Raw genomic sequence first — 18,583 nt, 5'->3', positions numbered from 1 at the left:
TTATAATGCTTTATTAATATTCAGAAGGAATTGAAGTTTCAGATATGGTATTGTTGTCGTCAAAAATTGAAACGACTGTTGTTGCATTTCCAATATCTAAACCTACTGCAGTGCTTTTTACACCACCGTTGAGCTGTGCAGAGTTGATGCAATAACCACGGCTCGCCAAAGATTGTGGTTCATGGGCGATTTCAAGGTCAAGTACATCACGGAATTCTTCCTTAAAACAATCTACAAGTGCGGTGTATATAGCGCCACCCCCAGCTAAATACATGATCTGACTTGCCATAAAGTCATTATCATTAAATGCTTTGCGCATGGCTGGTGATATTACATCCTCATAATATTGCTTCAGCACTCTATCGCGCATGCTTCTGATGTCAATTCTTTTTCTGTTCAAGAAAATCACTCCTTTTTGGAAAGCAGCATCAATTTGATGTTCCGTTTTCAATTCTAAGTAGTGTTCCTTGGCTAATTCTTTCTCAAGCAAGTTTACAGCGTAACGAAGGCCGTAAGTTGAAAGTGAAGTTCTTTGTACAATTCCGCCCTCAGTGCTCAAAAGTCCTTCGAGTGTTCCGTAACCCAAACTCATTACAAAGAAGTTGCCTTGTGCTTTTGTAATGCCTTTTCTCAAAGCAATCGTACAGCCAATAACTTCAGGTATTACCTGTGCACCCGCTACTTCAACTTGAACATTCTTTTTGATGCCACCCCCGTAGGTTGCCGCATCATATTCAACAGTATGTTGCCCATCAATAAGTTGGGTGGCCTTTTCTTTATTCAATTGAAAAGTTGAAAAAGGAAATCCTGTGGTGATTGTAATTGGATTGCCTAACTTTTGGTTGGCAATAAGTAGTGCCGCTTTCAATAGAATTTGGTAATCCAGTTCGTCTGGAGCACTGTTGATATTTTTATGTGGGGAAACTCCTTCAGTTAAGGCTAGGTTGCCTATCACATAACCTTCACCATTATGAAAAATTTTCAGTCCGTTGATCAGGTCAGGTGATACGTTTTTGAGGTCAGTATTATTTCCTTCAAAGACACTTGGGAAAGTATAGGTTTTGAACATAGTTAATGATTTGGTATGCAAATATTTTTGAGCGGTTTGAACGAAAGACAATAATACGATTTAATCGCTTTTTTTTGGCTGTATCATTGAAAAATCGCTGGAATTTCTGAAAAACTTTTTGATTTAAAAACTGAAAATCTGCTATTGGTTAATTACTATCGCAATTTTTGTGTTGTTTTCATTTACAGCCATTCGGGTGATTCCCGAAAGCCCCATAGAACTCAAGTCTGTAACCTCGTTCCAGTCTTTGTCATATTTCGGGTTGAAGGTCAGTATTTTAGAGCCCACACTGGTTACGTAAGTGCCTTCATTTGTGATGGTCCAATCACTTGAATTATCAGGTTTTTTTACGGTTACATCAAACCTTGCGGTTTTTGAGTTTAGTCGGTAAATGTTTTTATCACCATTCTCTTCCGTTCTTTCAAAGGCAAAGTCGGCTGAACCTGGTATAAGTTTTATAGTTCTGCCTATGTTGTCAGTAATCTTTTTTTCACCAGGTTGTCGGGCATCGGCCATTAATAAAGTTATGGGTGTACCTAAAATAAACATGGCTACATTAGAACCGCTCCATGCATGATAGCCAACAGGAGCGATGTCTTCAAATACAAGTTGCGGAGCTTTTTTTGTGTTTAAATGAAACAACCAAAGCCTTTGTGTACCATCTTCTTCCACCCTTACCGCTGCAAACGACTCGAAGCCCGGAACCATTGCGGCAGAGTATTCGCTTTCTTTAGAGTTGGTCAGGTTGGTTTTCTTTCCTTCAAGTAAGTCTAACATAATAATGTCTGTTTGACCATTCTCGTAGGCAGTGTAGAGCATATAATCTTCCCCATAAAAATAAGGTTGATTATCATAGCCTTTTCGGTTGGTTACATTCTTACCTTTTTCGATCGACACACTGCCTTTTTTTTCTTTTAGGTCGAAAACGAAGATTTCTGTGTCGGCAGGTGGTGTTTGTGCAAAGCTTGTGAAGATTAAAAAACTAAAAGCCATGCAAAACAGAAGTTGTTTTTTCATAAAGAGAGTACAAAGTGTTTATCGAAAATATTAAAGTTTAACGACAACGAAAAATTTAATTGAAGCTTTAAAGGTGGTTTTACATTAAAGGAATATACTATACGGTAATAGGTTTGTCTGTATGAACATGTATGCTCATTTGGAATGATGTCGCGTACATTAATTTAGAATCAATCTAGTTTGTTAAAACAATTGAAAGTCAGTGTTTTGTTGACTCCTAAATTTACCTTTCATAAAAACTTCTTTGGCGAAAGGCCTTCGTTACAGTTGAATTCCTTAAATTTTAAGCTGAAATCAACCGTACCTTATGCAAGTTATAGAATCCTCAAAAGTTTATGATGTTGTCATTGTCGGCTCAGGAGCCGGTGGGGGAATGGCAACTAAGATATTGTCAGAGGCGGGTTTTGATGTAGCAGTACTCGAAGCCGGTCCATTTTTTGACCCCGCACAAGACGAATATAGAACCCAATTGCGTTGGCCTTGGGAGTCTCCTAGGCGTGGTGCCAGCTCAGACCGAAGGTCTTTTGGTGATTATGATGCCGCCTATGGAGGCTGGAATTTGGCCGGAGAACCTTATACCGAAGCCCCAGGGACTCGCTTTGCTTGGTTCCGCTCCAGAATGTTGGGCGGAAGAACCAACCACTGGGGTAGAATTTCACTTCGTTTTGGGCCTTTAGATTTTAAGCGAAAAAGCGTTGATGGCCTTGGCGATAACTGGCCGATTGGCTATGATGATGTAAAACCTTATTACGATAAGGTGGATAAGCTTATTGGTGTTTTCGGTAGTAAAGAAAATATTCACAATGAACCAGATGGCTTCTTCTTGCCTCCGCCAAAACCAAGGCTTCACGAGCTATACTATATTAATGGAGCCAGAAAAGCAGGAATTCCTGTAATTCCTTCAAGACTTTCAATTCTTACTAAACGAATTAATAATCAGCGAGGAAGCTGCTTCTATTGTGGTCAGTGTAATCGTGCTTGCTCAGCCTATGCCGATTTTTCTTCTGGAACTTGTTTGATTTTTCCAGCCCAAAAAAATGGTGGGAAAATTGAATTGTTTACCAATTCTATGGTGCGCGAAGTAACCACAGACAAGGAAGGAAAAGCCACAGGGGTAAACTATGTTAATAAACTAGATAGAAAAGAATATCACCTAAAGGCCAAAGTAGTAGTAATGGCGGCTTCGGCTTGTTCTTCGGCTCGAATTTTATTGAATTCAAAAAGCAGTGTTCACCAAGATGGCTTAGGCAACAGCAGTGGCTTGGTAGGTAGATATCTGCACGATTCTACAGGAGCTAGTCGTTCCGTATTCCTTCCAAAACTGATGGATCGTAAGATTTATAATGAAGATGGAGTAGGTGGAATGCATGTTTACACGCCTTGGTGGTTAAATGATAAGAAATTAGATTTTCCTAGAGGCTACCATATTGAGGTTTGGGGTGGAATGGGAATGCCAAGTTATGGCTTTGGTTTCAACCCAAATAATTTGAATAAGATAATGGGAGGCGAAGTAGGAGGCTATGGCGAATCCCTCAGGGCTGATGTTAAGAAGTACTATGGTGCAGTATTGGGCGTGTCAGGTCGAGGAGAGAGTATTCCGCAACGCAATAATTATTGCGAGATTGATAATAATGTAGTTGATGAGTGGGGAATACCTGTGCTCAAGTTCAATTATCAATGGACAGAGCATGAAGTGAACCAAGCCAAACATATGCAAGATACTTTCGAGCAAATTTTGGATGCTACAGGTGGTATTCTATTAGGAGATAAACCTGGAAAAGACCGAAATTATGGATTAACCGCTCCTGGCGAAATTATTCACGAAGTAGGAACTACCAGAATGGGTAATGACAAAAAAGAGTCGGTAACCAATAAATACAATCAGCTTCATGATTGTCCGAATGTATTTGTTATGGATGCAGGCCCGTTTGTGTCGCAAGCCGATAAAAACCCAACTTGGACCATATTGGCCTTGGCTTGGAGAGCATCAGATTATTTAGTTGAACAAGTAAAACAAAGAAATATTTAAGTCATGGATAGACGCGAATCATTAAAATCTTTATTGGTCGGTTCTGTAGCAGGTGGCCTGCTCGTGACTGGTTGTGCGCCAGAAAGCACAGTTGAAACACCTGAAAAGCCGCAACTTCCAGGTTATGGAAGAAATGAAGCAGAAAAGGAGCACGATGCCAAAGTACTTTCAGAAACATTCTTCACCGAACATGAACTGGAAACCATTGCGGTATTGTGCGATATCATTCTTCCTGCAAATGCAGAATTTGGGTCGGCAAGTGATGCAGGTGTTCCTGAGTTTATTGAATTTATTGCCAAAGATATGCCGAATAACCAACTGCCTATTCGTGGTGGTTTGGCTTGGCTGGATTCTCATTCTAATAAATTATATGGAATGGAATTCAAAAAGCTGAATGATGAACAACACAAAACCATTTGCGATAGCATTGCTTACCCAGGCAAAACCGCTCCTGAATTAAAGCATGGTGAAAGGTTCTTTACCAACATGAGAAACCTTACTATGACGGGTTACTTTACTTCCGAAATGGGAGTGAAGGACTTGGGCTATAAAGGCAATATGCCAGGAGTTTGGGATGGTATTCCGGAAGATGTGTTGAAACAACAAGGCATGGCTTACGAAGAAGAATGGCTGGCCAAGTGTGTTGACCAAACCAAGCGTACAGATATTGCCACTTGGGATGATGACGGAAATTTACTGACATGATGAAAAGAACCATATTATTGATATTAGGAGTAGCATTTATCACTTTAGGCTGTGAAGAAAATGTAGCCAAGCAAGTAGATGCCAATGAGTTTGAGGCCTTAATGGCAGATGATGCTTCCGTACAGGTTATTGATGTAAGAACGCCAGATGAATACGCGCAAGGCTTTATTAAGAATTCTACCTTGATGAATTTTAATGACCCTAGTTTTAAATCTCAACTGGAAAGTTTGAATAAGAACAAAGCTGTTGCAGTATACTGCCATTCAGGAGCTCGAAGCAATCAAGCCTTTGAAATGATGAAGGAAATGGGTTTCAAGAAAATCTATGAACTTGAAGGGGGCATTGTCGCTTGGCAAGCTGGGGGTAAACAAATCCAGAGATAAATCAATCAGAAAGCCCGAAAGGGCTTTTTTCTTTTGCAGTCCGCTTTAGGTTTTCAATCACATATTTAAACTTTCAATAGTTTTCACAAACAAGTCAGGGCTTCAAATGGTATGTTTGTATAAAGCTTAATTTCAATTATGTTATTTGTACTTTCTCCTGCCAAAACCCTCGATTTCGAAACTCCATGTAATGCCGAAAAATCTTATCCTCGTTTTCAGAAAGAAACGTTGGAATTGATTGGTGTATTGAAAAAGAAAACGCCTGAAGAGATTCAAGAATTGATGGACATCAGTGAGAATTTAGCAGAACTGAATGTAGACCGCTATAATAAATTCAGGAAATCTAAAGACCCAAAAGTAGCGAAGCAAGCAGTGTATGCCTTTAAAGGTGATGTGTATGTAGGCTTAGAGGCCGAAGAACTTTCGAATGAAGATATTCTGTATGCTCAAGATCATTTACGCATTCTTTCTGGCCTTTATGGTTTACTTAGACCACTCGATTTGATTCAACCATATCGTTTAGAAATGGGTACTCGTTTGGCTTTTGATGATTATACCACATTGTATAATTATTGGGCAGACACCATTGCCAATCAGGTCAATCGTGATTTAAAAAAGCAAGGTGATAAAGTACTCATCAATTTGGCTTCTCAAGAATATTTCAAAGCCATCGACAGGCCCGCACTTAAAGCCAAGGTGATTAACGTTGAGTTTAAGGATTTCAAAAATGGGCAATACAAAATCATATCCTTCTTTGCCAAAAAGGCTAGGGGTTTAATGGCGCAGTACATTATTAAAAATAGAATCAACGAAGTAGAGCTATTAAAAGGCTTTGATTACGAAGGTTATTATTTTGATGAAGCTGGTTCTGATGAAAGTAACTTGCTGTTTAAAAGAGATTAGTTTTAAAAATTGTGAAAGACCCAAAAACCATAGCCTCACGAGATTTTTTGCCTGAACTTCAGTTTCAGACTTCGCGCAGCTCTGGGCCAGGTGGTCAAAATGTAAATAAGCTTGAAACCCGAGTAACCTTGCGCTTCAATATTGAAAGCTCCAATGTTTTTTCAGAAGAAGAAAAGGAGACTTTACTTAAGAAGTGGGCAAAGCAATTGACCAATGAAGGTGATTTACTGATCAGTACGGAAGCACATAGAACCCAGTTGCGGAACAAAGATGAAGTAATTGCTAAGTTTAGAAAGACGGTGGAGCAGGCTTTTACCAAACCTAAGCCGCGTAAGAAAACCAAGTCTTCTAAAGGCGCTATTGAAAAACGGCTAACAAGCAAAAAGAGTCATTCCGAAAAAAAAGAAATGCGTAAGCCCCCTAAGTATTAAAAAAGGCCTCGAATTATCGAGGCCTTTCAATTTTTATGGATTCAGAAGCAAATTATTCGCCACCTTTTCTATTTGGGTTTCTTGGGCTTGGCCACTCCATTGGCTGACCGTTTCTTGGGTTAACAGGCAACACACTTTTATCTCTTGGGAAGAATTTATCATCCTCAGAAGCCATGTATGTCATGATAGCCGTAAGAATAGCATTGTTTCTTACATCTTCGAATACGATTTTATCATAAGTATCCTTGTTGGTGTGCCAAGTGTAAGCGCCATAATCCCAGCTAGTAGAGCTTAAGCTAAAACCAGGAGCACCGGCAGCTACGAAAGATGCGTAGTCAGAACCACCTCCTCCAGGAGTACCAGGGAAGTTAGTGTCAATTTCTCTTCTAATAGCGCTAGGTACTGGAGCTAACCATCTGTTGATGAATTCATAAGCGTGAAGGAAACCTTGTCCGCTAATGTTTACTACTCTACCTGTACCGTTGTCTTGGTTGAAAAGAGCCTGTAAGCCTTTTATTACTTCTGGATGATCTTGAACAAAAGCAGAAGAACCATTTAATCCTTGCTCTTCACTACCCCAATGTCCTACAAGAATAGTTCTTTTTGGGTTTGGATAAACCTTTTTCAAGATTCTCATAGCTTCCATCATAACTAAAGTACCAGTACCGTTATCAGTAGCACCAGTTCCACCATCCCAAGAATCGAAGTGTGCAGAAAGCACAACATATTCATTAGGTAGCTCAGAACCTTTAATTTCAGCTATAGTATTAAAGGTTGGCATCATGCCAAGGTCTTTCGCAGTAGTTTTTACGGTAATTTTTGGAGCGTCACCATACTCAGCCATTCTGAAAAGTGTTCCGTAATCCTCTAACCCGATATCGATGGTAGGGATTTTTTTAGTAGAGGCACCAAAAATTTTGTTAGCACCGAAACCTCTTGACCAGTTAGAAATCAAAATACCAGCCGCACCAGCTTCTTCTAAAGCAGCAGGTAAGCTACGTGAGGTTAAACCTGTGTTTCTAACTCTTTGAGACCATGCTCTAGATAGTTCGGCCCTGTCTTTTTTCATGTTTTCAACAGAAAGTTCAGTACCGTTTTTCTCCCAGTTATAATCCGGACGACCAGTTGGCTGTGCCATGTCGATCATTACGAATTTTCCTTTAATGCCTTTTAACCAAGTTTTGAACTCAGCTTCATTAGCTACGTCAGGAATAACTACAACCTCACCTGTTACATCTTTACCATTAGTAGATGGGCTCCATGCCAACTGCATAGCCTCTAATGTTTTTACACGAGGAGAAATCATATCTACGTGAGTAATTCCACGTTCCCATCCTTTCCACTCGCCCCATTTCTCGTTTCGGGCATCAATTCCCCAGCTTTTGTATTTGGCCACAGCCCAATCGTTGGCAGAATTCATTTGTGGTGTACCCACCAAACGCGGTCCGTTTTTATCTAACAACTCGTAAGCAAGCTTTTCTAATTGAGAGTTGTCGTTAGCTTCTGCTACAATTTTGTCTACAACGGCTTTAGTGTCCTGAGCATAAGTATTGATACTCAGACAGAACGCCAAAATCATAAATAATTTAAGTGTTTTTTTCATCTTGATAAATTTGGATTGTGGTCGAAGATATCAATCTATGTTAAACTCAGACATACCGATGATGTAAAAGGTGTGCTCACACTTATTCCTGAGAACCAGCTTTTCTAGCAGTATTATTACGTTTTTAGAATTTTTTAAGAGATCAACTAGATCAGTTAAACCGCTTAAAACGAAAACTATCTGCTTCTAATTGTATTACAAAACCGAAATTTCATCCACCAAAAATATTTAGTTAATTCTGAAATTTTCATTCCAACGGAAATCAAAATATGTGAGTCAAAGGGGCATAAACAACATGTTACACATATTTAAACAAATGAAAATGATCAACAAAAAGACCAGCGTATTGAAAATGATTTCATTCGCTTTATTGCTTACAGTATTGTTCAGTGTTAACGCTTGCAAAGACGATGACGACCCAGCGCCAAGTGTAGCTAGCCCCACAGTTAATGCAGCCACTGAAATTGCAGCCACTACTTTTAAGGTGAGCTGGACGGAGGTTACGGGAGCCGATAAGTATTTACTGGATGTTTCTAAAGAAGCGCACTTTGGCACGAAAGTGACCGGTTTCGACAAAAAGGAAATCACCACAACAAGTGCTACAGTTACTGGTTTGACTGCTAAAACCAAATACTATTACCGAGTGTATGCTAAAAAAGGAACAGACACTTCAACCCCATCAACGGTTAAAAGTGCTACAACAATTGAGTAGGCAATTACATAAGGTTAACTATAAAAATGAAGAGACTGCCATTTACAGCAGTCTCTTCATTTTTATAAGTCTATTATTAGCTAGAGTTACATCGGAACCGTTACGGTAGAGTATTATTAGTTAACCTAACCGTTTTAATAACATTTCTGCTACTAACTCGGAAGAAGCTGGATTTTGGCCTGTAATCAAAAGCCCGTCTTCAACAGCATATGGTGCCCAATCATTACTTTTTGAATAGATGGCTCCATTTGCCGTTAGCATATCTTCTACTAAAAATGGAACTACATTGGTTAACGCTACCGCATCTTCTTCGGTATTAGAAAAACCAGTTGCTTTTCTTCCCTTAACCAAGGGCTGGCCTTCAGTATTTTTGGTGTGTTTAAAAATTGCAGGTGCATGGCAAACAGCACTTACAGGTTTGTTGCTGCTATAGAATGACTCTATCAAGGCAATGGACTCTTTATCTTCCGCCAAATCCCAAAGTGGACCATGTCCTCCAGAGTAAAATACTGCATCATAATCGGCTGAGCTTACTTTGCTTAATACCACAGTATTGGCAATTAATGACTGAGTATCCTCGTCCTTATTGTAGCGATCTGTGGCAGGCGTTTGAAAATCGGCCAATTCGCTTTTAGGATCGATAGGAGGTTGACCACCTTTTGGCGAGGCCAATGTAATGTCAACACCTTTGTCTTTTAAAAAGTAATAAGGGGCTGCAAATTCTTCAATCCAGAAACCGGTTTTTTCACCTGTGTTCCCTAATTCTGAATGACTGGTAAGTACAAAAAGTACTTTTTTCTGATTTGTATTTTCGTTTATCATCGTTTGTTTTTTAATTCTGAAATGGCATAAACCGATTTGATTTATGCGTTAATGCTTGACATCTAGTAAGCCATTTTTACGATGTTTTCTGCATCGGTAGGTGATAACGACTTATGTTCGCCTAGGCCCGTCATGCCTCGTTCTTCAAACCTGCGTGCAATCTCTTCTGCTGTACCTTCATGGTTATCTATGTAATCAGAAAGCTTAGTGTCAATGCCAATAGATTGATAGAATTCAGTGGTTTTACGTATTCCTGCTAAAGCTTTTGCTTCCAGATTACCTTCTGTGATATTCCATACACGTTCTGCATATTGCGCCAACTTCTTCTTTTTAGCTTCGAAATTGTAGGTATAGTGACTTTCTGCAATTATAGCCAAGGTACGTGCGTGATCGATTCCGTAAAGTGCGGTCAATTCATGTCCTATCATGTGAATAGCCCAGTCGGTTGGAACTCCCTTTTGAATCAATCCATTTAGCGCCATAGTACAGCTCCACATAAAGTTAGAGGCTGCTTTGTAATCAGAGGGATCTTTGAGAATTGCAGGAGCTACTTCAATCAGTGTTTGCATAATACTTTCCGCAAATCGATCTTGCAATAGAGCATTAATAGGGTAGGTCATGTATTGTTCTAATACATGCGTGAACGCATCTGCCAGTCCGTTTGCAATTTGTCTTTCGGGAATTGAAGCTACCACACATGGGTCTAAAATAGAGAACACTGGGAATAAGCCAGAACCTCCCATGGTGAGTTTTTCTTTGGTTTCAGCACGGGTAATTACCGCCCCAGAATTCATTTCTGAACCTGTAGCTGGCAAGGTGAGTACTGTTCCAAAAGGCATTCCTTTTACCGTTGGAATTCTCTTTGAAAGAATCTCCCAAGGCTCGTTTCCTTCATAAAGTGCAGCGGACGATAAGAATTTCACTCCATCAATAACAGAGCCACCACCTACGGCCAATAAGAATGTTATTTTTTTATTTTTAATAACATTCAGCGCATCTAGTAGAATGGAATATTCTGGGTTGGCAGGAATACCGCCAAACTCTTCGAACTCAAAACCAGAGAGAGCCTGAGTTACCTGCTGGTAGATTCCATTTTTCTTAATGCTTCCTCCGCCATAGAGCAAAAGTATTTTTGCGTCATTAGGAAGTTCTGTAGCTATTTTTTGTATTTGATCTTTTCCAAAAATGATTTTGGTTGGATTCTTAAATTCGAAATTATTCATGTCTTACGTTTTATCAATTAGGGTCCTCTACTGAGGATGATACGATGACAAAGGTAAAACGGAGGCTGCGCCAGAAAAATGATGTAAGATAAGAAACGCTAATGCATTGCAATTTCTTTACGAATTCTGCTTAGACTTTCAGAAGTGACTCCAAGGTATGAGGCGATGTGATAATTCTTAACTAATGATTCAATATTAGGGTAGTCGTGAACAAAGTCTGTATAGCGTTCAGTGGCCGACTTGGCTAAATCGCCAATAATTCTTTTTTGAAACGAACTGATAAAAGATTCTGTTTTCAACCTGAAAAAACGTTCTACGCTGGGGATTTGGTTGAAGATTTCTTCCATGTCTGTTCTGGAGAAACGGTATAATGTAGCGTTCTGAATACATTCGATACTCAAAATAGCAGCTGATTCTTTATAGAAGGCCGTATAGTCGCTAATCCACCAATCTTTTATGGCAAATTGAATGGTGTGCTCTTTTGCCGAATGGTCCACGAAAAAGGAACGTAAACAGCCATTGGCCACATAGTATTGGTAATGCACGGTTTGCCCAGGTTCTAAAAGTAATTCGCCTTTTTTAGCCTCTACGGAATGTATTCGATCTTGAATTAGTCGTTTCTCTGACTCTGTTAGAGTAAGTCCTTTAAATATGTCTTCAATGTGCATTTTTAAACCTGAATCAATAATTGCCTTAAAATAGGCACAATGAAGTTCAATGGCCTTGTTTTTTCTTAATAGTGATACTTAACGAAAAACTATTTTAAAGTTTTGAATTTCTCTTGTACTACCTCTTGTACTGGTCGGTTTTCAATTTTGCTTTTGAGCCACGAAAGAATGTCCAAATAAAGGAAAGGACGCCTTTCATAAAGGTTGTTGTTAAGTATCTCCAGTCTATCATAAAGTAGCTGAAACTCTTGTTTCAGTTGGTTAGGCTTAATTTTTCCTGTTTTTCTTAAGAAGTTGAAAATCTCTTTTTGAACAGCCTGTTGGTCGTTCATTTTTCCAATAAACTGGAAAGTAGACTTAATTTGATACTCCAAATGAAAATCTTGCCCATCCTCGAAATGAGCAATTAGGTTAAGGATTCTAGCAAAACAATGAATATCTTCTCTTAAGCTAATGTCCTTAAAGTAGATAATCTTATTCAGGTAGAAAATTGCTTTTCGGTTATTTCCTGAACCAAAATAAAGCGTGGCTATTTTATAATAAAAGAGCAATACACGCTCTGGGTCGATCTTATCTTCATATTCATTGAGTTTTTTCAAAAGCTTTGGCACCATGTGCGTTCCTTCCTCAAAATTACCTTCCATAAAGGCTTTGTTGATTTTTGAAACCCACATAAACTTAAAAATCAACACCTCGGTATTTAGGTCTTTTACTATGTCTTTGTTTTTCGAAAGTTCCTCTACTTCGTTCAACACTTTACAAAAAACAGAATAATACTGAAGCTGGAATAGGGCAGTGAGCAAATTGCTATAACTCTTGATAAACAATACGGGCTGTTTGGTGGCCATGTCTTGGTTTTGCTTGAACAAGTCAACCAAAGCCTTGGCATGTTTGTAGGAGTTAGGGAAGTTCTGAACAATGTTATTATACCAAATCTGGCACTGATGAAAATACATTTGCTCATAGAAACTGAGGTTTGACATATCCAGCTTAGGAAAATTGGCCTTAAAGTAGGTTGTTACTTCAATAAAGTCGTCCTCATTTTTAGCATAACCTTTTTGAAGGAAAAGGCTGTAAAGGTTGAGTGTCAAGTTGGACAATTGGTGTGTAGAAACGAGTAAGTCGGAAGTTTCATTCACCTCATTGGTCAACTGCTCTGCACGGGTTTCAATACTTCTAGTAATGTACTGCGACTCTATCATTTTTTCGAACTCTAATATTTCCAAAACCAAAGCATGATGCTTTGTGTCTTTGGCTTGATTTTTCGCTTTGTCGAGTAGTTTTAAGGCTTGTTTGTAAAAGCCTTTGTTGTATAAAAGTTTAGCATGATCTAGACTTTCGCGCAACTGCATGTCTACATGATGCCCAATATGAAATTGCTTTAAACTGGCTAGTATCTGCTTAAAAAGGTTGGCCTTTTGGTTAGACAGTTGTTCTTTTTTAATGCTCTTTACTTTGTCTAAGATTAGCTTGTCATCGTAGTGTTTAATGCTATCCATTACATCGAAAAGCTTGACAAACTTTACACCTTCTGAGTTGCCACTGCGGTTAACGAACATTCTAAAATGTCGCTTCTCTGATTTTGTTAGCGATTTTATTAGCTCAAATAATGAATCCTGCTTGGGGTTAGCCATTGTATTTTATTCTTTTCAATTAATTGATATACAGTAATATAGAAATACAGAGTTCGCTATAAAAATAGTAGAATCTCTAGCATCAGTTTTGGCCTCGCAGTAGGCGCCCACTAATTTCAATTAAGAATAAAAATGTGTTTAAAGAATAAAGTACAGAGCCCAAATAAACGATGGATAGACAGAAAATACAAATCTTTGATACGACATTACGCGATGGCGAGCAGGTGCCTGGCTGTAAGTTGAATACCAAGGAGAAATTGGAAGTAGCAGAAAGGCTAGAGCTTCTTGGTGTTGACGTAATTGAAGCTGGCTTCCCTATTTCAAGCCCAGGAGATTTCGAGTCAGTTGAGGCGATTTCAAAATTGGTAAAAAACGCCACCGTTTGTGCATTAAGTCGCGCGGTTGAAAAGGATATAATTACAGCTGCAGAGGCTGTTAAGTATGCCAAACGACCAAGAATTCATACTGGAATTGGAACCTCCGAATCACACATCAAATACAAGCTCAATACCACCAGAGAGAAAATTGTTGAACGCGCAGTAGCAGCAGTGTCTTTGGCTAAAAAGTATGTAGAAGATGTGGAGTTTTATGCAGAAGATGCAGGAAGAACCGACAATGAATTTTTAGCTTATATATGCGAGCAGGCCATAAAAGCTGGCGCAACAGTGTTGAACATTCCAGACACTACAGGCTATTGTTTGCCGAGTGAATATGGAGAGAAGATTGCCTACCTCAAGTTCAATGTAAGAGGTATCGAAAATGTAACCATTTCTACCCATTGTCATAATGACTTGGGCATGGCTACGGCCAACTCAATTGCAGGCGTAATTAATGGCGCAACTCAAATTGAATGTACCATTAACGGTATTGGCGAAAGGGCAGGAAATACTGCTTTAGAGGAAGTAGTGATGGTTTTACAACAACACCCTTACCTTAGAAAAACCACAGGAATTGATACCAAACAATTGACAGCCTTGTCGAAGTATGTGTCGGAAACTATGCGGGTTCCAGTACAGCCTAACAAGGCCATTGTAGGGGCAAATGCTTTTGCTCATTCTTCTGGAATTCACCAAGATGGTGTGATTAAGCGAAGAGATACCTATGAAATTATCGACCCAAAAGATGTTGGGGTAGATCACTCTTCCATCGTGCTTACTGCCCGTAGCGGAAGGGCTGCATTGGCTTACCGAATGAAAAATATTGGTTATGAACTTACCCGCGATGAACTGGATGTGGTTTACGCTAATTTCCTTCAGGTAGCCGACAGTAAAAAAGAGGTTTTTGATGAGGACTTACATCAATTGTCAGATCTGAAATATCAAATGGCAGTTTAATATGGGAAAGACACTTTTTGATAAAGTTTGGGACGCCCATGTGGTGAAACAAATTGATGGCGGAACGGATGTATTATACATCGATCGCCACTTGATCCATGAGGTAACCAGCCCTCAGGCATTTTCGGAACTGGAAACAAGGAATTTGCCACTTTTCCGTAAGGAGAAAATGGTGGCCACGCCCGACCATAACATTCCTACAAAAGACCAGCATTTGCCTATTAAAGATGCGCTCTCTAAACATCAGGTAGATCGCTTGTTAGAAAACTGCGCCAAGTTTGATGTTGAACTGTATGGCTTAGGGCATCCCTTTCAAGGTATTGTGCACGTAATCGGGCCAGAGCTGGGAATTACTCTACCAGGAAGAACTATGGTTTGTGGCGATTCGCACACTTCGACCCACGGAGCTTTTGGAGCCATTGCTTTTGGTATTGGCACCAGCCAAGTAGCCCAAGTAATGGCTTCGCAGTGCCTGTTGCAATCTAAGCCTAAAACCATGCGCATTACTGTGGATGGCGAATTGAATAAAGGCGTTTTGGCCAAGGACATCATTCTTCACATTATTGCTGAATTGACGGCCGCTGGAGGTACAGGTTACTTTATTGAGTATGGAGGCTCTGCTATTCGTTCGCTTTCTATGGAAGCCCGAATGACCATTTGCAATATGAGTATTGAAATGGGAGCGAGGGGCGGAATGATTGCGCCTGACCAAACTACTTTCAATTACATTGAAGGAAGAGAGTTTGCACCGAAAAGCGAAGCATTCGAACAAGCTGTGGCTTATTGGAAAACCCTTTATTCTGACGCTGATGCAATTTTTGACAAAGAATACCATTTTGACGCAGCCGACATTGAGCCAATGATTACCTATGGTACCAATCCAGGCATGGGCATTAAAATCAAGGGTAATATTCCTGAAAAACTAGTAGCTTCTAGCCAAGATAGCTACCGTAAATCTCTTGATTATATGGGCTTTCTTCCGGGCGAATCGTTACTGGGTAAAGAAATTAACCATGTGTTTATCGGCAGTTGTACCAATTCCAGAATTGAAGATTTGAGGATTGTAGCTGACTATGTGAAAGGCAAGAAAAAAGCAGCACACGTTCAGGCCATGATTGTTCCTGGCTCTAAACAAGTAGAAAAACAAGCCATTGCCGAAGGTTTGGATATTGTATTGAAAGAAGCAGGTTTTGAGCTTCGCGAACCGGGTTGTTCTGCCTGTTTGGGAATGAACGATGACAAGGTGCCTGCTGGGGCTTACTGTGTTTCTACTTCCAACCGAAACTTTGAAGGCCGACAAGGTCCTGGTTCTAGAACCTTATTGGCAAGTCCGTTGGTGGCTGCGGTTACGGCCGTGCAAGGTAAAATTGTTGACATCACTGAATTTTTGAATTGAGATGGAGAAAGTTGTAAAAGTACTTAGCAGGGCAGTTCCATTGCCTCATGAAGATATTGACACGGATCAAATCATACCCGCCCGTTTTCTAAAAGCCACATCCCGAGAAGGTTTTGGAGAGAACCTTTTCAGGGATTGGCGATATAATTCAGACAATAGTCCTAAAGCAAATTTTGTATTAAATGATACAGCTTATGAGGGAAGTATTCTTGTGGCGGGCAAAAATTTTGGTTGTGGGTCATCTCGTGAACATGCCGCTTGGGCGCTCTATGATTACGGTTTTAGAGTAGTCGTATCTAGCTTCTTTGCCGATATTTTCAAAGGCAATGCCTTGAATAATGGCTTATTACCTGTTCAAGTTTCTGAAGGTTTTCTGGAGGAGTTAATGGAAACAATAATATTGATTCCAGGTACTAAGGTAGAAGTAGACTTGGTAAATCAGTCCATTTCTTTCAATGGATTTATAGAATCGTTTGAAGTGAATCCTTACAAGAAAGAATGTCTGATTAACGGCTATGACGACATTGATTATTTAGTAAGTATTAAAAATGAAATAGAAGCCTTTGAAAAACAGGCGATAACAATATAATGGGAGTGAAGAAGAAAATAGGAGTGTTGCCAGGAGATGGCATAGGCCCAGAAGTGGTAGCGGAAGGAATCAAAGTGCTCGATGCAATTGCTTCCCGATTCAACCACCAATTTGATTATGAATACGCCTTGGTAGGCGCAGCGGCCATTGACGAAACGGGAAATCCATTACCCGATGAAACTTTGGCGGTTTGTAAACAATCAGATGCCTTTTTGTTTGGTGCCATTGGTCACCCAAAATATGACAATGATCCTTCGGCTAAAGTGAGGCCAGAGCAGGGTTTGCTTAAACTAAGAAAGGAACTTGGGCTTTTTGCCAATATTCGTCCTGTAACGGCTTATGATAGCCTTTTGCACATGTCACCACTTAAAGTTGATCGAATTACAGGGGTTGACTTTGTGGTGTACCGAGAACTGACTGGCGGGATTTACTTTGGTGAAAAAGGCAGAACGGAAGATGCTGCTTACGATCATTGCACATATTCCTATGCCGAAATTGAGCGTATTGCGCATTTGGCGTTTAAAGCTGCCCAAAACAGAAAGAAAAAACTGACTTTGATCGACAAGGCCAATGTATTGGAAACTTCCCGCTTATGGAGGGAAAGAGTAACTTCTATGGCCAAGGAATATCCAGATGTAACGCTCGATTGCATGTTTGTGGACAATGCCGCCATGCAAATGATCCAGAATCCAAAGCAGTTTGATGTGGTACTTACTGAAAATATGTTTGGCGACATTATTTCTGATGAAGCTTCGGTAATTGGTGGCTCCATGGGCTTATTGCCTTCTGCTTCGGTAGGAAATAAAACTGCGATGTTTGAGCCTATTCATGGTTCATATCCACAGGCAACAGGCCAGAATATCGCCAATCCAATTGCCACAATTTTATCCGTAGCCATGTTATTGGATCATTTAGATTTAATAGATGAAGCCATAGAAGTGAGACAAGCGGTAAATGCTTCGCTGCGCAATGGAATGGTCACACAAGATTTATCAAAAGGCCAAGGCTTTGGCACCGACAGGGTGGGCGACTTTATTGTCAATCATATTTTGGACGGTGAAGCCTCTGGCTCTCAAAATAACATTCAGATTGGTCTCAGCACGATTATCTGAGTTTGTTAGTGGTTTGTTAATTAGCGAAAGCCCCAATGCGAGAGTTTTGGGGCTTTAGTTTTATGAGCTAATTTGTTTATGCTTAAAAAAAGCACCCTTGTGTAAAGCCTAATTCCCAAGTCTTCTTATTTTTGCCGTTGTTAAAACCCCGAGCTGCTTTCGATATCAATTTTTAGGCTTTGGGTAGAATTAAGCATTTGAAATTATGGGAAGAGCATTTGAATTTCGTAAGGGTAGAAAAATGAAAAGATGGGGCATGATGTCTCGTGTGTTTCCGAAACTAGCCAAAGCCATTACTATGGCCGCTAAAGAAGGCGGTGGCGATCCCAATATGAACTCCGCTTTGCGTACGGCCATCCAAAATGCCAAGGCGCAAAATATGCCTAAAGACAACATCGACTCGGCCATTAAAAGGGCTACAAGCAAAGATGTTGAGGCCTATATCGAAATGAACTACGAAGGCAAAGGCCCACACGGTGTGTTGGTTTTTGTTGAATGTGCAACCGACAATCAAAACCGTACGGTGGCCAATGTGAAATCGTATTTCAATAAAGCAGGTGGGGCAGTAGTGCCTAATGGTTCTTTAGAATTCATGTTCAATAGAAAGTCGGTTTTTGAATTTTTGAAAACTGAAGACATGGATTTGGAAGAGCTGGAATTCGAATTTATTGATGCGGGTCTTGAAGAAATTGAGGAATACCCAACTGAAGAAGACGAAGATCAAATGATGGTAGCTATATATGGCGACTATACCAACTTTGGTCAGTTACAAAAGGCTTTGGAAGAAAAAGGGATAGAGATTAAAAGCGCCAGCTTAAAGCGTTTCCCAACTACTCCGGTAGAATTTACGGAAGAGCAAATGGAAGAAATCGAAAAGTTGATTGACAAAATTGACGAAGACGATGATGTACAAGCGGTGTATACTAATATAGCTGAGTAAAAAACATCTCTGA

Annotated in this window: 18 protein-coding genes; 11 read left to right on the top strand and 7 right to left on the bottom strand. The window is 39.9% G+C overall.

Going from position 1 to position 18,583, the window contains the following annotated elements:
• Nucleotides 1-13: 13 nt before the first annotated feature.
• Both AWW67_RS10315 and AWW67_RS10310 read right to left on the bottom strand, forming a co-directional pair.
• Nucleotides 14-1,069, bottom strand: a complete 1,056-nt coding sequence (locus tag AWW67_RS10315) for a ParM/StbA family protein (protein WP_062301626.1) — start codon at nt 1,067-1,069, stop codon at nt 14-16.
• A gap of 141 nt (nt 1,070-1,210) precedes the next feature.
• On the bottom strand, nt 1,211-2,086 hold the full coding sequence (locus AWW67_RS10310; protein ID WP_053224118.1) for a TolB-like translocation protein: 876 nt from the start codon (nt 2,084-2,086) through the stop codon (nt 1,211-1,213).
• 307 nt (nt 2,087-2,393) lie between these two features.
• Between AWW67_RS10310 and AWW67_RS10305 the strand changes: the two genes are divergently transcribed.
• The 5 genes from AWW67_RS10305 (at nt 2,394) to arfB (ending at nt 6,537) form a co-directional block, all read left to right on the top strand.
• Complete coding sequence (locus AWW67_RS10305; RefSeq protein WP_053224117.1) at nt 2,394-4,115, top strand: GMC family oxidoreductase; 1,722 nt, start codon at nt 2,394-2,396, stop codon at nt 4,113-4,115.
• Nucleotides 4,116-4,118: 3 nt separating this feature from the next.
• On the top strand, nt 4,119-4,820 hold the full coding sequence (locus tag AWW67_RS10300; protein ID WP_062301623.1) for a gluconate 2-dehydrogenase subunit 3 family protein: 702 nt from the start codon (nt 4,119-4,121) through the stop codon (nt 4,818-4,820).
• Nucleotides 4,817-5,203, top strand: coding sequence for a rhodanese-like domain-containing protein (locus tag AWW67_RS10295; protein ID WP_062301622.1), 387 nt, complete (start codon nt 4,817-4,819; stop codon nt 5,201-5,203). The genes AWW67_RS10300 and AWW67_RS10295 overlap by 4 nt, the downstream gene beginning before the upstream one ends.
• Nucleotides 5,204-5,341: 138 nt before the next feature.
• Entirely contained in the window at nt 5,342-6,106 is a 765-nt protein-coding gene (yaaA, locus tag AWW67_RS10290) for a peroxide stress protein YaaA (protein ID WP_053224114.1), read from the top strand.
• 11 nt (nt 6,107-6,117) lie between these two features.
• Nucleotides 6,118-6,537 carry an alternative ribosome rescue aminoacyl-tRNA hydrolase ArfB gene (arfB, locus tag AWW67_RS10285; RefSeq protein ID WP_062301621.1) on the top strand — a complete coding sequence of 140 codons (420 nt, stop codon included), beginning with the start codon at nt 6,118-6,120 and terminating at the stop codon, nt 6,535-6,537.
• A 52-nt stretch (nt 6,538-6,589) separates the two neighbouring features.
• On the opposite strand, the gene AWW67_RS10280 is transcribed toward arfB, so the two are convergent.
• Nucleotides 6,590-8,140 (bottom strand): M20/M25/M40 family metallo-hydrolase, encoded by a 1,551-nt coding sequence (locus tag AWW67_RS10280; RefSeq protein WP_062301619.1) that lies wholly within the window; start codon nt 8,138-8,140, stop codon nt 6,590-6,592.
• A gap of 322 nt (nt 8,141-8,462) precedes the next feature.
• Here AWW67_RS10280 and AWW67_RS10275 point away from each other — a divergent pair, with 322 nt between their 5' ends.
• Nucleotides 8,463-8,852 (top strand): fibronectin type III domain-containing protein, encoded by a 390-nt coding sequence (locus AWW67_RS10275; RefSeq protein ID WP_176700038.1) that lies wholly within the window; start codon nt 8,463-8,465, stop codon nt 8,850-8,852.
• A gap of 120 nt (nt 8,853-8,972) precedes the next feature.
• Here the strand turns inward: AWW67_RS10275 and AWW67_RS10270 are convergent, their stop codons facing one another.
• The 4 genes from AWW67_RS10270 to AWW67_RS10255 all read right to left on the bottom strand — a co-directional run bounded on the left by AWW67_RS10270 (nt 8,973) and on the right by AWW67_RS10255 (nt 13,199).
• Nucleotides 8,973-9,674 (bottom strand): type 1 glutamine amidotransferase domain-containing protein, encoded by a 702-nt coding sequence (locus tag AWW67_RS10270; RefSeq protein WP_062301617.1) that lies wholly within the window; start codon nt 9,672-9,674, stop codon nt 8,973-8,975.
• 62 nt (nt 9,675-9,736) lie between these two features.
• Nucleotides 9,737-10,897, bottom strand: a complete 1,161-nt coding sequence (locus AWW67_RS10265; RefSeq protein WP_062301615.1) for an iron-containing alcohol dehydrogenase — start codon at nt 10,895-10,897, stop codon at nt 9,737-9,739.
• 98 nt (nt 10,898-10,995) lie between these two features.
• On the bottom strand, nt 10,996-11,565 hold the full coding sequence (locus AWW67_RS10260) for a Crp/Fnr family transcriptional regulator (RefSeq protein ID WP_053224108.1): 570 nt from the start codon (nt 11,563-11,565) through the stop codon (nt 10,996-10,998).
• Between the two features lie 89 nt (nt 11,566-11,654).
• Nucleotides 11,655-13,199 (bottom strand): hypothetical protein, encoded by a 1,545-nt coding sequence (locus AWW67_RS10255; RefSeq protein ID WP_071387109.1) that lies wholly within the window; start codon nt 13,197-13,199, stop codon nt 11,655-11,657.
• 170 nt (nt 13,200-13,369) lie between these two features.
• Here AWW67_RS10255 and AWW67_RS10250 point away from each other — a divergent pair, with 170 nt between their 5' ends.
• From AWW67_RS10250 to AWW67_RS10230, 5 genes are all read left to right on the top strand, one after another.
• Nucleotides 13,370-14,533: a 2-isopropylmalate synthase gene (locus tag AWW67_RS10250; RefSeq protein ID WP_062301613.1), complete on the top strand. Its 1,164-nt coding sequence runs from the start codon at nt 13,370-13,372 to the stop codon at nt 14,531-14,533.
• Between the two features lies 1 nt (nt 14,534).
• Nucleotides 14,535-15,929: a 3-isopropylmalate dehydratase large subunit gene (gene leuC, locus AWW67_RS10245; protein ID WP_062301611.1), complete on the top strand. Its 1,395-nt coding sequence runs from the start codon at nt 14,535-14,537 to the stop codon at nt 15,927-15,929.
• Nucleotide 15,930: 1 nt separating this feature from the next.
• On the top strand, nt 15,931-16,518 hold the full coding sequence (gene leuD / locus AWW67_RS10240) for a 3-isopropylmalate dehydratase small subunit (RefSeq protein ID WP_062301610.1): 588 nt from the start codon (nt 15,931-15,933) through the stop codon (nt 16,516-16,518).
• Between the two features lie 5 nt (nt 16,519-16,523).
• On the top strand, nt 16,524-17,630 hold the full coding sequence (gene leuB / locus AWW67_RS10235; RefSeq protein WP_062301962.1) for a 3-isopropylmalate dehydrogenase: 1,107 nt from the start codon (nt 16,524-16,526) through the stop codon (nt 17,628-17,630).
• 205 nt (nt 17,631-17,835) lie between these two features.
• A complete protein-coding gene (locus tag AWW67_RS10230) occupies nt 17,836-18,570 on the top strand; it encodes a YebC/PmpR family DNA-binding transcriptional regulator (RefSeq protein WP_062301608.1) in 735 nt (244 codons plus the stop codon).
• The last annotated feature ends 13 nt before the right edge of the window (nt 18,571-18,583 follow it).

It is taken from the genome of Roseivirga seohaensis (assembly GCF_001592945.1).
GTDB classification, from domain to species: Bacteria; Bacteroidota; Bacteroidia; order Cytophagales; family Cyclobacteriaceae; genus Roseivirga; species Roseivirga seohaensis.
The sequence above is the reverse complement of the archived record's forward strand: the minus strand, read 5'-3'. Positions and strand labels throughout refer to the sequence as shown.

Bases quoted from the DNA above. Each gene is read 5' to 3' on its own strand.
- AWW67_RS10315 (WP_062301626.1), bottom strand. From the start codon at position 1,069: ATGTTCAAAACCTATACTTTCCCAAGTGTCTTTGAAGGAAATAATACT.
- AWW67_RS10310 (WP_053224118.1), bottom strand. From the start codon at position 2,086: ATGAAAAAACAACTTCTGTTTTGCATGGCTTTTAGTTTTTTAATCTTC.
- AWW67_RS10305 (WP_053224117.1), top strand. From the start codon at position 2,394: ATGCAAGTTATAGAATCCTCAAAAGTTTATGATGTTGTCATTGTCGGC.
- AWW67_RS10300 (WP_062301623.1), top strand. From the start codon at position 4,119: ATGGATAGACGCGAATCATTAAAATCTTTATTGGTCGGTTCTGTAGCA.
- AWW67_RS10295 (WP_062301622.1), top strand. From the start codon at position 4,817: ATGATGAAAAGAACCATATTATTGATATTAGGAGTAGCATTTATCACT.
- yaaA (WP_053224114.1), top strand. From the start codon at position 5,342: ATGTTATTTGTACTTTCTCCTGCCAAAACCCTCGATTTCGAAACTCCA.
- AWW67_RS10280 (WP_062301619.1), bottom strand. From the start codon at position 8,140: ATGAAAAAAACACTTAAATTATTTATGATTTTGGCGTTCTGTCTGAGT.
- AWW67_RS10275 (WP_176700038.1), top strand. From the start codon at position 8,463: ATGATCAACAAAAAGACCAGCGTATTGAAAATGATTTCATTCGCTTTA.
- AWW67_RS10270 (WP_062301617.1), bottom strand. From the start codon at position 9,674: ATGATAAACGAAAATACAAATCAGAAAAAAGTACTTTTTGTACTTACC.
- AWW67_RS10265 (WP_062301615.1), bottom strand. From the start codon at position 10,897: ATGAATAATTTCGAATTTAAGAATCCAACCAAAATCATTTTTGGAAAA.
- AWW67_RS10260 (WP_053224108.1), bottom strand. From the start codon at position 11,565: ATGCACATTGAAGACATATTTAAAGGACTTACTCTAACAGAGTCAGAG.
- AWW67_RS10255 (WP_071387109.1), bottom strand. From the start codon at position 13,199: ATGGCTAACCCCAAGCAGGATTCATTATTTGAGCTAATAAAATCGCTA.
- AWW67_RS10250 (WP_062301613.1), top strand. From the start codon at position 13,370: ATGGATAGACAGAAAATACAAATCTTTGATACGACATTACGCGATGGC.
- leuC (WP_062301611.1), top strand. From the start codon at position 14,535: ATGGGAAAGACACTTTTTGATAAAGTTTGGGACGCCCATGTGGTGAAA.
- leuD (WP_062301610.1), top strand. From the start codon at position 15,931: ATGGAGAAAGTTGTAAAAGTACTTAGCAGGGCAGTTCCATTGCCTCAT.
- AWW67_RS10230 (WP_062301608.1), top strand. From the start codon at position 17,836: ATGGGAAGAGCATTTGAATTTCGTAAGGGTAGAAAAATGAAAAGATGG.